Origin of the sequence: Nisaea nitritireducens (genome assembly GCF_014904795.1) — a bacterium.
GTDB lineage: Bacteria > Pseudomonadota > Alphaproteobacteria > Thalassobaculales > Thalassobaculaceae > Nisaea > Nisaea nitritireducens.
On sequence record NZ_JACZFS010000016.1, the window covers coordinates 33,820 to 45,862 of the forward strand.

The 12,043-nt window shown below is 60.3% G+C and carries 12 protein-coding genes and 1 riboswitch; of the genes, 7 read left to right on the forward strand and 5 right to left on the reverse strand.

All coding sequences use genetic code 11. The features are described 5' to 3' along the window. Positions 1-16: 16 nt before the first annotated feature. The 3 genes from IG629_RS05855 to mtnA are packed head-to-tail and all read right to left on the reverse strand — an operon-like array spanning position 17 to position 2,073. A complete protein-coding gene (locus tag IG629_RS05855; protein WP_193171039.1) occupies positions 17-262 on the reverse strand; it encodes a hypothetical protein in 246 nt (81 codons plus the stop codon). A gap of 30 nt (positions 263-292) precedes the next feature. Next, complete coding sequence (locus IG629_RS05860) at positions 293-964, reverse strand: class II aldolase/adducin family protein (protein WP_193171040.1); 672 nt, start codon at positions 962-964, stop codon at positions 293-295. Continuing rightward, complete coding sequence (mtnA, locus tag IG629_RS05865; RefSeq protein ID WP_193171041.1) at positions 964-2,073, reverse strand: S-methyl-5-thioribose-1-phosphate isomerase; 1,110 nt, start codon at positions 2,071-2,073, stop codon at positions 964-966. The genes IG629_RS05860 and mtnA overlap by 1 nt, the downstream gene beginning before the upstream one ends. A 140-nt stretch (positions 2,074-2,213) precedes the next feature. Here mtnA and purB point away from each other — a divergent pair, with 140 nt between their 5' ends. After that, positions 2,214-3,512: an adenylosuccinate lyase gene (purB, locus tag IG629_RS05870; RefSeq protein WP_193171042.1), complete on the forward strand. Its 1,299-nt coding sequence runs from the start codon at positions 2,214-2,216 to the stop codon at positions 3,510-3,512. Positions 3,513-3,592: 80 nt separating this feature from the next. Here purB and IG629_RS05875 read toward each other — a convergent pair whose 3' ends face one another. Then, a complete protein-coding gene (locus tag IG629_RS05875; protein WP_193171043.1) occupies positions 3,593-3,919 on the reverse strand; it encodes a DUF1476 domain-containing protein in 327 nt (108 codons plus the stop codon). A 196-nt stretch (positions 3,920-4,115) separates the two neighbouring features. Here IG629_RS05875 and IG629_RS05880 point away from each other — a divergent pair, with 196 nt between their 5' ends. The 4 genes from IG629_RS05880 to thiC all read left to right on the forward strand — a co-directional run bounded on the left by IG629_RS05880 (position 4,116) and on the right by thiC (position 9,072). Further along, on the forward strand, positions 4,116-4,871 hold the full coding sequence (locus tag IG629_RS05880) for an NRDE family protein (RefSeq protein WP_193171044.1): 756 nt from the start codon (positions 4,116-4,118) through the stop codon (positions 4,869-4,871). 4 nt (positions 4,872-4,875) lie between these two features. After that, positions 4,876-5,595, forward strand: a complete 720-nt coding sequence (locus IG629_RS05885) for a TetR/AcrR family transcriptional regulator (protein ID WP_193171045.1) — start codon at positions 4,876-4,878, stop codon at positions 5,593-5,595. Between the two features lie 77 nt (positions 5,596-5,672). Next, positions 5,673-7,052, forward strand: coding sequence for an aminotransferase family protein (locus IG629_RS05890; protein ID WP_319025021.1), 1,380 nt, complete (start codon positions 5,673-5,675; stop codon positions 7,050-7,052). Positions 7,053-7,086: 34 nt separating this feature from the next. Next, positions 7,087-7,186: riboswitch (TPP riboswitch) on the forward strand. A 77-nt stretch (positions 7,187-7,263) separates the two neighbouring features. Beyond that, complete coding sequence (thiC, locus tag IG629_RS05895) at positions 7,264-9,072, forward strand: phosphomethylpyrimidine synthase ThiC (protein WP_193171047.1); 1,809 nt, start codon at positions 7,264-7,266, stop codon at positions 9,070-9,072. A gap of 42 nt (positions 9,073-9,114) precedes the next feature. Here thiC and IG629_RS05900 read toward each other — a convergent pair whose 3' ends face one another. After that, entirely contained in the window at positions 9,115-10,617 is a 1,503-nt protein-coding gene (locus IG629_RS05900; protein WP_193171048.1) for a methyl-accepting chemotaxis protein, read from the reverse strand. A 377-nt stretch (positions 10,618-10,994) separates the two neighbouring features. Here IG629_RS05900 and purC point away from each other — a divergent pair, with 377 nt between their 5' ends. Continuing rightward, positions 10,995-11,759: a phosphoribosylaminoimidazolesuccinocarboxamide synthase gene (gene purC, locus IG629_RS05905; RefSeq protein WP_193171049.1), complete on the forward strand. Its 765-nt coding sequence runs from the start codon at positions 10,995-10,997 to the stop codon at positions 11,757-11,759. 41 nt (positions 11,760-11,800) lie between these two features. Then, positions 11,801-12,043: a phosphoribosylformylglycinamidine synthase subunit PurS gene (gene purS / locus IG629_RS05910; protein ID WP_193171050.1), complete on the forward strand. Its 243-nt coding sequence runs from the start codon at positions 11,801-11,803 to the stop codon at positions 12,041-12,043.

Here is a 12,043-nt window from a genome sequence, read left to right on the forward strand (position 1 = left end):
ACCGAAGCCAGAATGATCAGCTCCGATCCTCCGGCGGCAATGCCTTATTCTTCAGAGACTTAACAAACCCTACAGGATCCTGAATCGGGTCATGCTCTGCAGCCGCGTCCCGCATGGACTCACTGATCTGACGTCCAGCATTATCCAGTTTGGGCTTCGCCCGCGTATAGACTTCCGCGGCAATATCCGTTGCCCGTTGCTGGACTTCGGGATTCTGCACAATCCGCCGGGCCGCCGCCCACAGAAGACCTTTACCGATCATTGAACCGCTCCCTCCTCTTCCGAGCCCGGATCAGCGTCCACCATAACCGGTGACACCGAATTTCGTGGCGACTTTTTCGATCTCTTCATCTGGAAGGATCGCCGGCTGCCCGATCTGCAATGCCCGCCAATACATGGCCGCGAGAGTTTCCGCTTCCATGGTCAAAGCCAAAGTGCGCTCAAGAGTTGGCCCGAGCACGATCAGGCCGTGATTCCCGAGCAGGCAGGCCTTGCGCCCGTCCAGCGCTGTCAGCGCATGGTCGGACAATTCCTGGGTGCCATAAGTGGCATATGGGGCACAGCGGATCGTCGGACCACCGAAAAGCGCGATCATGTAGTGAAAGGCCGGGATCTCCCGGTGCAGGCAGGCCAGCGTGGTCGCGAACATGCCGTGGGTATGAACGATGGCTCCCGCATCCGGACGGGCCCGCATGATATCGAGATGAAAGCGCCATTCGCTGGACGGCTTGTGCTTGCCGTCCACGTTTCCTTCCAGGTCCATCCGGACGATATCTTCCGGCGTCAGCCTGTCGTAGCGGATGCTGGAGGGCGTCATGAAGAAGCCTTCCGCCGGATCTTCCCCGCAACGCACGCTGACATTCCCGGAGGTGCCCTGGTTCAGGCCCATCTCGTTCATGTTCAGGCAGGTGTCGATGACTTCCTGCCGGAGGACGCGTTCAGCCTTACCTATTTTCACAGTCATCAATCCTTGTTCGCCTGACGCATTTCCGGGAACAGCCGCAGCAATCCCTCCTCACTCGCTTCCGCCAGCCCCCGTTCAGTCAGCAGGCCGGTGACAAGCCGCGCCGGCGTGACGTCGAAGGCCGGATTTGCGGCGTTACTCTTCTCCGGCGTAATGGTCACCGTTGCCACCGCACCATCAGGCAGCCGCCCGGTGATCTCGGTTACCTCTCGATGATCACGTTCCTCGATCGGAATGTCGCGCACACCGTCCGCGATGGTCCAGTCGATGGTCGGTGACGGCAGGCCGACATAGAACGGTACGCCATTATCGTGGGCAGCCAGCGCCTTCAGATAGGTGCCGATCTTGTTGCAGACATCGCCCGCGCGCGTCGTCCGGTCCGTGCCTGTGATCACCAGGTCGACCTGCCCATGCTGCATATGATGACCACCGGCATTGTCGACGATCACCGTATGCGGCACGCCGTGATTGCCCAGCTCCCAAGCGGTCAGGCTGGCGCCCTGGTTACGCGGCCTGGTCTCGTCCACCCAGACATGCACCGGAATGCCCCCATCGTGCGCCAGATAGATCGGCGCGGTCGCGGTTCCCCAATCCACCGTCGCCAGCCAGCCGGCGTTGCAATGGGTCAGGATATTGATGGTCTCGCCGGGCTTCTTGCGGGACTGGATATCCTTGATCACCGCAAGACCGGCCTCACCGATGGAGCGATTGATCTCCACATCCTCGTCGCAGATCTCGCCCGCCAGCGCAAAAGCGGCATCCGCCCGCGCGGTCGGCGCCAGGGGAGAGAGCTTTGTGCGTGCGGCATCCAGCGCCCAGCGAAGGTTAACCGCCGTGGGCCGGGTCTCGTACAGCCGGTCATAGGCATTCGACAGCCCGGCATCGGAGGCATCCTCGCGCATCGCCAGCCACATGCCGTAAGCAGCCGTCGCCCCGATCAAAGGCGCGCCGCGTACCAGCATCGCCTTGATTGCATGGGCCGCGTCCTTCAGCGTCTCCAGCCGGGTAATCTCGAACCGGTGCGGCAGTTTCGTCTGGTCGATGATCTCGACCGCGTTGCCGTCCGGCGCCGGCCAGATCGTGCGATGCGGCTTGCCGTCGATCTTCATGGCGTCGCTCCCTCTTGAACCTTCTTCTGAACTGTTTGCCCGCAGCGTGACTCAATGCGGCGGCAATGATAAAACCCCGCCTGTCCGATTGCCATCCCGCATTCGGCACCAACACACACAGCAGTCACCCGAGGATACATATGATCCCGCGCTATTCCCGCCCCGAGATGGTCAAGATCTGGGAGCCCGAGAACAAATTCCGCATCTGGTTCGAGATCGAGGCGCATGCCTGCGACGCACAGGCCGAACTCGGCGTGATCCCGAAGGAAGCCGCCAAGGCTGTCTGGGAACGCGGCAATTTCGATATCGACCGGATCGACGAGATCGAGCGCGAGACCAAGCACGATGTCATCGCCTTCCTCACCAATCTCGCCGAATATGTTGGCGACGAAGCCCGCTTCGTGCACCAGGGCATGACCTCCTCGGACGTCCTCGACACCTGCCTTGCGGTGCAGCTCACCCAGGCGGCAGATCTGCTGCTGGCCGATCTCGACGCTCTACTGGCCGCGATCAAGCGCCGCGCTTTCGAGCACAAGATGTCCCCGACCGTCGGCCGCAGCCACGGCATCCATGCCGAGCCGCTGACCTTCGGTGTGAAGCTGGCCGGTTACTATGCCGAATTCGACCGCAACCGGGCCAGGCTGCAGGCTGCCCGGGCTGAAATCGCCACCTGCGCCATTTCCGGCGCCGTCGGCACCTTCGCCAATATCGACCCGCGCGTCGAAGAGCATGTGGCCAAAAAGCTCGGCCTCGTTGCCGAGCCGGTATCGACCCAGGTCATCCCGCGCGACCGGCATGCAATGTTCTTCGCCACCCTCGGGGTCATCGCCAGCTCCGTCGAGCGTCTCGCCACCGAGATCCGGCATCTGCAGCGCACCGAAGTCCGCGAGGCAGAGGAATATTTCTCACCGGGCCAGAAGGGCTCGTCGGCCATGCCGCACAAGCGCAACCCGGTGCTGACCGAAAACCTGACCGGCCTCGCCCGTCTGGTCCGCTCCGCCGTTGTCCCGGCGATGGAGAATGTCGCGCTCTGGCATGAGCGGGACATCTCCCACTCCTCCGTCGAGCGGATGATCGGCCCGGACTCCACTGTGACGCTTGATTTCGCCCTCGCCCGCCTGACCAGTGTGGTGGACAAACTGCTGATCTACCCGGAAGGCATGCAGGCCAATCTCGACCAGCTCGGCGGTCTGGTTCACTCCCAGCGCGTTCTGCTCGGCCTGACCCAGGCCGGCATGAGCCGGGAAGACGCCTATCAGGCGGTACAGCGCAATGCGATGCCGGTCTGGCTGGAAGGCAAGGACTTCCTGACCCTTCTGAAGTCCGACGATGCAGTGACCGCGCTTCTTGACGCCAGTGCGCTCGAATCCCTATTCGACCTCGGCTACCACACCAAGCATGTGGAGACGATCTTCAACCGGGTGTTCGGCGAAAGCTGAACCGCCTGGAACATCGACAATAAAAAACGGCGCCTCAACGGGCGCCGTTTTCTTTTCTGCTGCTCGAAACGAAGTGCTTATCAGCCCTCGGTCTTGATCTGCTGCAGCGCGACTTCCATAAGCTCGTCGAGCTTATGGCGGATACGGTGCTCGGAAAGATCCGCACCGGTGCCTTCGACGCTCTTCAGAATGAACTCGACGACATCGTCGACGCCCGGCTTTTCCATGTCGGCCACAACGACTTCCTTGGCGAAGGCAGCCGCATCGTCACCGGTCTTGCCGAGGAATTCCTCGGCGACCCAGAGGCCCAGAAGCTTGTTACGGCGAGCGCTGGCCTTGAAACCAAGTTCGGAATCGTGCGCGAACTTTGCTTCTTCGCCCTTTTGGCGTTTGTCGAAACCTGACATTGGTGAGTACCCCTTCGTCTCTTTCCCGTACTGAACACAAACCGGCCGACTCGTCGGTCCTCGGCATGGCGCAGTGTCTTGAATGCGGCGGCAATCTATCAGGCCCGGCATCCTCTGTTAACTGGCAGATTGCCGCAATTCAGGCGGTTGTCAAAAAATGTTTCAGTGATCTGTTACCCGGCGTAGGGTCTCGGCCATGTGCACCCTCGTTATCTTGCGCCGTCCCGGTCATTTCTGGCCGGTTCTGATCGCCGCCAATCGCGATGAAATGCAATCCCGGTCCTGGCGGGCACCAGCCCGCCACTGGCCTGACAGATCGCATATCGTCGCTGGCCTCGACGAATTGAGCCGCGGCTCCTGGCTCGGCGTGAACGATCATGGCCTAGCCGCAGGAATCCTGAACCGACAGGGTTCGCTTGGGCCTGCGGAGGGCAAACGCAGCCGTGGCGAAATCGTGCTCGAAGCACTGGACCATGCGGAGGCCGAGGCTGCCGCCAAGGCGCTTGGCGAGCTGGACGGCACCAGTTATCGCAGTTTCAACATGCTGATCGCGGATGCGGAAAAGGCTTTCTGGCTCCGCAACGAAGCAACGGAAGACGGCGAAATTGATGTCTTCGAAGTTCCCGAAGGTGTCTCGGTTTTCACCGCTTTCGACGTCAATGATCCGGCCAGCCCCCGGGTGCGACGGGCCTTGCCGCGCTTCCGAATCGCAACGGCACCGGATCCGGACAATGACGACTGGCAGGACTGGGAAAAACTCCTGGCGGACCGGACACGGGCGACAGCAGACGAATACGGCTCGGCCATCAACCTGGATAACGGCGCCGGATTCGCCACCGTATCTTCATCCCTGATCGCCTTGCCGGGTGATCCGGGCCGCAATCCGGTCTGGCGCTTCGCAGGCGGTCCGCCGGACGAGACCGCTTTCTCTCCCGTTGATCTATCGGACTAGGCCTATGGCCCGGGAGAAACCCGCCAAACGCAAAGCGAAGAGTGTGCCGCTGTCCAGCGATGCCATCATCGCCGCCGCCATCGATCTGCTTGACCGCGAGGGACTGGACAATTTCTCCATCCGCAACATCGCCAAGGCTCTGGGCGTCTATCCCACCGCGCTCTACTGGCATGTCCCGAACCGCCATCACCTGATCGCCAGGCTGATCGCAGCCCTGTTCGCCGATGTGCTTCCAGAACCGGATCCCGACTGGCAGGTCTGGCTGAAGACCCTGTTCCGGCGTTACCGGAATGTGGTGCGCGCGCATCCGAACATATCCCCTCTGATCGGGGGACATCTGGTCTCCAGTGCGAGCGCCGACCTGAAACTGGTCGAAGGCATTCTTGCCACCCTCGCCCGGGCCGGTTTCGCGGGAGAGGATCTGGTATCCGCCTATAATGCCGTGATTACCGGCCTGTGCGGCTATGCCACCCAGGAGTTCGCCCATGTCTTCCCCGATCCGGACGGCGATCTGAAAGCGTCCCTCACGGCCAGCGTTGAAGGTGCCGATCCCGCGCTTTACCCGACCCTGGCCGCGGAACGTCACCTGCTGCTGAACCGGGCGCTGGTACTGCGCTGGCAGAATGGAACCGAGTCTTCGCTGGAGCCCGGCTTCGAGATGTTTACGGACGCTCTGATCGCCGGTCTGGCGCAAAAAGTTCACCGCGACGGCAATCTCGAATAGCTTCTATTGTACACCGTACAATAATATGATTTCCTTCGCTCCTGAGCATGATCCACATTCAGAATCAGGAGCGGGCAGTGGCGGCTGAAACCAACGAAAACGGCGGAACATTTGGCAGCCACGGCGGGCCGATCGACGTTTTCTACATGCCGGAAGGCAGCAAGCGACACCCGACCGTCTCACACGGCAAAGGCGTCTGGATCTGGGATACCGAGGGAAGACAATATCTGGATGCATGCTGCGGACCGGTGGCAACCAATCTCGGCCACGGCAACGAACGCGTCATCGCCGCCATGACCGATCAGGCGCATAAAATCTGTTTTGCCGGCCGGCAGCATTTCGAGAACCAACCCAATATCGATCTCGCCAATCTCGTTTCTGAACATGCGGGCCCCGGCTTCGAGCGTGTCTTCGTCTGCTCTGGCGGATCTGAAGCGAACGAAGCCGCCATCAAGCTGGCAAGACAGTACGCCATCTCTCAGGGCGAGACCGCGCGCTGCAAGGTGCTGGGCCGCGACCCCGGCTATCACGGCTCCACACTCGGCGCCGCCGCGATCAGTGGCGACCCGGCCTCCGAAGCATTGTTCTCCGGCATGATGAAAGTGATGCCGAAAGTGCCGGCGCCCTTCAATTACCGGCTGCCGGACAATCACGACGCCGACAGTTATGCCCGGCATGCCGCCGCGATGCTGGAACAAGCCATCCTTGAGGAAGGCCCGGAAACGGTGCTGGCCTTCATCATGGAGCCTGTCGGGGGCCTCGCCACCGGTGCGTTGGTTGCACCCGACCATTACTACAAAGCGGTGCGGGACATCTGCACCAAGCATGGCGTGCTGCTGATCTATGACGAGGTGATGTGCGGCGCCGGGCGCACCGGGACTTTCCTGTGCGCCGATCATTGGCCCGATGCGAAACCGGACATGATCACCCTGGCCAAGGGTATCGCGGCCGGCTACACGCCGCTCGGCCTGGTGCTGGCACCGGCCGCCATGGTCGAAGCCGTCACCCGCACGGGCGGCTTTATGCACGGCCATACCTATGTCGCCAATCCGCTGAGCTGCGCCGTCGGTCATGCAGTGGTGAGCGAGCTGGTCGACAACGATCTGATGACAAATGCGACGAAAATGGGAGAGCGCCTGCGGGCCGGCTTGCGCGATCTGCAGACCCGAAGCGGTATTCTAGGCGATGTTCGCGGCCTCGGCCTGCTGAACGCCATCGAGATCGTGCGCGATAAGGAGACGAAGGAAATCCTGCCGGCCTCCCGGCAGGCTCTCTCACGGATGATCGAGATCGGCATGCAGCATGGCCTGCTGCTCTATTCCCGGCGCACGGCGAACGGCAAATACGGCGAATGGCTGATGGTGACCCCGCCCCTCACCGTCACCGACGACGAAGTGGATGAAATCGTCAGCCGCCTCGGCAAGACCCTCGCAACCTTCGAAAGTGAGCTGGATTAACCCTTTTCATCGGGATGGTTCCCGCCTAGGCTTCACGTATTCCAAGGGGTGCCCGTACGGGCTGAGAGGCATTGCGCCGACCCTTCGAACCTGATCCGGGTCATGCCGGCGTAGGGATGGAAACGCGTTACTGCTCTTGCAGCCATACGCCCCCCATTTATCCTGAAGCCTCCCCGGATCTCTGTGCAACCGACTGCAAGGGATCCACCTTATGAACAAACACTCCCCCATCGCCGCCGTCACCACGGGACCATTGCCGGCCTCGCGCAAAATCTATGTGCCGGGCAGCATCCACCCCGATATCCGCGTGCCGATGCGCGAAATCGCCGTACATCTTTCCGCGGGTGAGCCGCCGGTGACCGTCTATGATCCGTCAGGCCCCTATACGGACGCCGACGCCCATATCGATATCGAGGCTGGGCTACCTGCCCTGCGCCGGAACTGGATCACGGCCCGCGACGATGTCGAGACTTATCAGGGCCGCGTCGTGAAACCGGAAGATAACGGCAATGTCGGCGACGCCAATCTGGTGACGGAGTTCGGCGCGGTCCAGCCACCGCTGCGCGCCAAGAGCGGTAAACGTCCGACCCAGCTTGCCTATGCAAGGGCCGGTATCGTGACGGCGGAGATGGAATTCGTCGCTATCCGCGAGAACCAGCTCCGGGAGGAGCTGAAACAGACGGCGCGGGACGGAGAGGATTTCGGGGCGTCGATCCCGGACGTGGTCACGCCAGAATTCGTGCGCGACGAGATCGCCCGGGGCCGGGCCATCATCCCCGCGAACATCAACCACCCCGAAACCGAGCCCATGGCCATCGGACGCAATTTCCTGGTCAAGGTGAACGCCAATATCGGCAATTCCGCCGTCACATCCTCCGTCGCGGACGAGATCGACAAGATGGTCTGGGCCATCCGTTGGGGCGCCGACACGGTGATGGATCTCTCCACCGGGAGGAACATCCACAATATCCGCGAATGGATCATCCGGAATTCACCGGTGCCGATCGGCACCGTGCCGCTCTATCAAGCACTGGAGAAAGTCGATGGCGTTCCGGAAGCGCTGACCTGGGAGGTTTATCGCGACACGCTGATCGAGCAGTGCGAGCAAGGTGTCGATTATTTCACCATCCATGCCGGCGTCCGCCTGCCCTTCATTCCTCTGACAGTGGACCGGGTCACCGGGATCGTCAGCCGCGGCGGCTCGATCATGGCGAAATGGTGCCTGGCCCATCACAAAGAGAGCTTCCTCTACGAGAATTTCGAGGAAATCTGCGAGATCATGGCCGCCTATGACGTTTCCTTCTCGCTCGGGGACGGATTGCGGCCGGGCTCCATCGCGGACGCCAACGACAAGGCCCAGTTCGCCGAGCTGGAGACATTGGGGCAGCTCACCGAGATCGCCTGGAAGCATGATGTACAGGTGATGATCGAGGGCCCGGGCCATGTGCCAATGCACAAGATCAAGGAGAACATGGACAAGCAGCTGGAGGTCTGTGACGAGGCACCGTTCTATACGCTTGGCCCGCTGACGACGGACATCGCGCCCGGCTACGATCATATCACCAGCGGCATTGGGGCAGCCATGATCGGCTGGTTTGGCTGTGCCATGCTTTGCTACGTAACGCCGAAAGAGCATCTCGGCCTGCCAGACCGGGACGATGTGAAGACCGGGGTGATCACCTACCGCATTGCCGCCCACGCGGCGGATCTGGCGAAAGGCCACCCGGGTGCGCAACGCCGGGATGACGCGCTGTCACGGGCGCGCTTCGATTTCCGATGGGAGGATCAATTCAATCTGTCGCTCGATCCGGAGACGGCGCGGGACTTCCATGATCAGACATTGCCGAAGGAAGCGCACAAGACCGTGCATTTCTGCTCCATGTGCGGTCCCAAATTCTGCTCCATGCGGATCTCGCACGAGCTCAAGGACGAGGCGAAACAAGGAATGGAAACCATGGCCGAGCTGTTCCGCGACAAGGGCAGTGAGATCTATCAGGCGCCGGAAGGCGAGGCCGGATAAACAGAGCCGGGCCCCGGCGAAAACGGGGCCCGGCTCTGCCGGTTACATGGCCCGGACTTTATCCAAGAACCCATCAACCTGCCCGTTCAGGCCATCGGCCTGTTCCGAGAGAGTGCGCGCATATTCCAGCACATTCGTAGCCGAATTCCCGCTTGCCTCGGTCGCCTGGGCGACACCGCTGATATTGACGGAAACCTCCTGCGTGGCAGCGGATTGCTCCTCGACCGCGCTGGAAATCGACGTGCCTATCTCATTCACCTTGGCAATGATGTTGGCGATCTCGCCGATCGATTCTGCCGTTGTGTTCGTGGAGTCCTGAATTTCCTTGATCTGCTGGGCGATTTCGTCGGTCGCTTTTGCAGTCTGGTTGGCCAGGCTCTTCACTTCGGAAGCCACAACCGCAAAGCCCTTCCCGGCTTCACCAGCCCGGGCAGCCTCGATGGTGGCATTGAGCGCCAGCAGATTTGTCTGCTCCGCGATATCGGCAATGATCATGGTCACTTCGCCGACTTTCTGGGCGGCAGCGAGCAGATCGCTCACCATCTTTTCCGATTTACCTGCCGCATCGACGGCACTGCCGACTGCGCGGGTCGACTCTGAAATTTGACGCGCAATCTCGCCCACCGATGCAGACAGCTCCTCCGTCGCCGAAGAAACCGTGGCGGTCTGCTGATTTGTCTGCTCCGCGTTGGCCGCCAGCGACTGCGCGGTCACTTCCATATCGCCCGCAGAGGACGAGACAGCCTCAACAGCCCGTTTGACGCCTTCCTCGAATGCTTTGGCCAGTTCGGCATTCTGACGTTTCCGGCCGGTAATGTCGGTGGCGAACTTGACGACTTTAATCGGACGTCCATTCGGATCGAAAACCGGATTATAGGACGCCTCGATCCAGACTTCCTTGCCGTCTTTTCCAAACCGTTTGTATTGCCCGGCCTGAAACTCGCCGTTCGCAAGCTTTGTCCAGAAATCGCGGTATTCCGCAGAGTCCCGAACGCCCTTCTCAACAAACATGCTGTGATGTTTGCCGGCAATCTCCTCGAGCTTGTAGCCCAGGGTCGTCAGGAAGTTCTGGTTTGCCGTTATGATCGTCCCGTCGAGATGAAACTCGATCACCGCCTGAGAACGGTCGATGGCTGCAACTTTGCCAACAAGATCCGCATGTTCCATCGTCTTGGCAGTGATATCGGTGGCGTATTTGACGACTTTGTACGGGATGCCCCGCCCGTTCAGCAGAGGATTGTAGGAGGCCTCAATCCAGATTTCTTTTCCGCCCTTGCCGTATCGCTTGTACTGCGCCTGCTGGAATTCGCCACGACCAAGCTTTTGCCAGAACTCTTTGTAAGCGGGAGTCTTGCTTTCCTCGGGGTCGACAAAAATACTGTGGTGCTTGCCGACAACCTCGGTGAGCTCGTAGCCTACCGCCTTCAAAAAATTCTGGTTGGCGGTGATGATCGTGCCATCCAGTTTAAACTCGATTGATGCCTGCGATTTATCCAGAGCTGCCAGTTTTGCTGCAGCATCGCCGCCAAAAACCATGATCGACATTTTGCTTCATCCTGATGTCATAGGTATTAACTGCCTGGAGAAATAGTCCGGAAAATGTGAATAAAATTCTAATCAGAAGCCCGTAAAATTGAGCCCTGACATGCTCAAATTGCATGGCCCCCTTCAGCCGGATCTATAATGTCCGGACAATGCTCGAACGGACGCACCACCCACTTCCGAATGGCCAGCCGGCTCGCCGGTCGCACAATGCGGGCACTCCGACCGGAGACGGCCAGGAACGAGCCAAGCTGTCGGCCCGCTTCCCTGATTGTGTTTGCTCGACCTTATGGTTATATGGAGCGCGTATTTCCTGCCGCTGTGGTGTGCAGGCTCTCCGCATCCCGGAAATTGACCGCCAGACAACAGGCGGGGAACCCATGGCACGACGCAGAAAAGTTTACGAAGGCAAGGCGAAGGTCCTTTATGAAGGCCCGGAACCCGGCACCCTGATCCAGTATTTCAAGGATGAGGCCACCGCCTTTAACAACGAGAAGCAGGGCACTATCACCGGGAAGGGTGTACTGAACAACCGCATCAGCGAACACCTGATGACCCTGCTGACCGATATAGGCATTCCAACGCATTTCGTACGCCGCCTGAACATGCGCGAGCAGCTCGTGCGCGAAGTCGAGATTCTTCCGGTAGAAGTGGTCGTTCGCAACGTCGCCGCTGGCTCTATCGCAAAGCGTTTCGGTATCGAGGAAGGCACAATGCTGCCGCGCTCGATCATCGAGTATTATTACAAGTCCGATGAGCTCGGCGATCCGATGATCTCGGAGGAGCACATCACTGCGTTCGGTTGGGCGACCACCCAGGATATTGATGACATCGTAGCGCTATCGCTTCGGGTGAACGATTTCCTGACCGGTCTGTTTATCGGTGTCGGGTTGCGTCTGGTCGATTTCAAACTCGAATTCGGCAGGTTCTATACCGAAGACACGCTGCAGATCGTGCTCGCGGACGAGATCAGCCCGGACAATTGCCGGCTGTGGGATACCAAAACCAACGAAAAGCTGGACAAGGACCGGTTCCGCCAAGATCTCGGCGGTGTCCGTGAAGCCTACCAGGAAGTCGCCCGCCGTCTCGGCGTGCTGCCCGAAGCCGGCCCCATGGATCTGAAGGGTCCGAAAGCCATCCAGTAAAGCCGCAGGCCGGCTCAAGAGATGAACGAATTGGTGAGAGCATGAAAGCCACTGTCCATGTAACGCTGAAAAACGGCGTTCTCGACCCTCAAGGCAAAGCCATCGAACACGCGCTTGGCGCGCTCGGTTTCGGCGGGGTCAACCAGGTTCGCCAGGGCAAGTTCCTGGAACTCGATCTCGGCGAGACCGACGCGGAAAAGGCCCGCGCCCAGGTGACCGACATGTGCGAGAAGCTGCTCGCCAATACCGTCATCGAGAACTACACGGTCGAGATCGAAGGCTAA

Coding starts and splice junctions, on each gene's coding strand:
- thiC (WP_193171047.1), top strand. CDS start 7,264: ATGAACAAACACTCCCCCATCGCCGCCGTCACCACGGGACCATTGCCG.
- mtnA (WP_193171041.1), bottom strand. CDS start 2,073: ATGAAGATCGACGGCAAGCCGCATCGCACGATCTGGCCGGCGCCGGAC.
- IG629_RS05885 (WP_193171045.1), top strand. CDS start 4,876: ATGGCCCGGGAGAAACCCGCCAAACGCAAAGCGAAGAGTGTGCCGCTG.
- purB (WP_193171042.1), top strand. CDS start 2,214: ATGATCCCGCGCTATTCCCGCCCCGAGATGGTCAAGATCTGGGAGCCC.
- IG629_RS05860 (WP_193171040.1), bottom strand. CDS start 964: ATGACTGTGAAAATAGGTAAGGCTGAACGCGTCCTCCGGCAGGAAGTC.
- IG629_RS05855 (WP_193171039.1), bottom strand. CDS start 262: ATGATCGGTAAAGGTCTTCTGTGGGCGGCGGCCCGGCGGATTGTGCAG.
- purS (WP_193171050.1), top strand. CDS start 11,801: ATGAAAGCCACTGTCCATGTAACGCTGAAAAACGGCGTTCTCGACCCT.
- IG629_RS05900 (WP_193171048.1), bottom strand. CDS start 10,617: ATGTCGATCATGGTTTTTGGCGGCGATGCTGCAGCAAAACTGGCAGCT.
- IG629_RS05875 (WP_193171043.1), bottom strand. CDS start 3,919: ATGTCAGGTTTCGACAAACGCCAAAAGGGCGAAGAAGCAAAGTTCGCG.
- IG629_RS05880 (WP_193171044.1), top strand. CDS start 4,116: ATGTGCACCCTCGTTATCTTGCGCCGTCCCGGTCATTTCTGGCCGGTT.
- purC (WP_193171049.1), top strand. CDS start 10,995: ATGGCACGACGCAGAAAAGTTTACGAAGGCAAGGCGAAGGTCCTTTAT.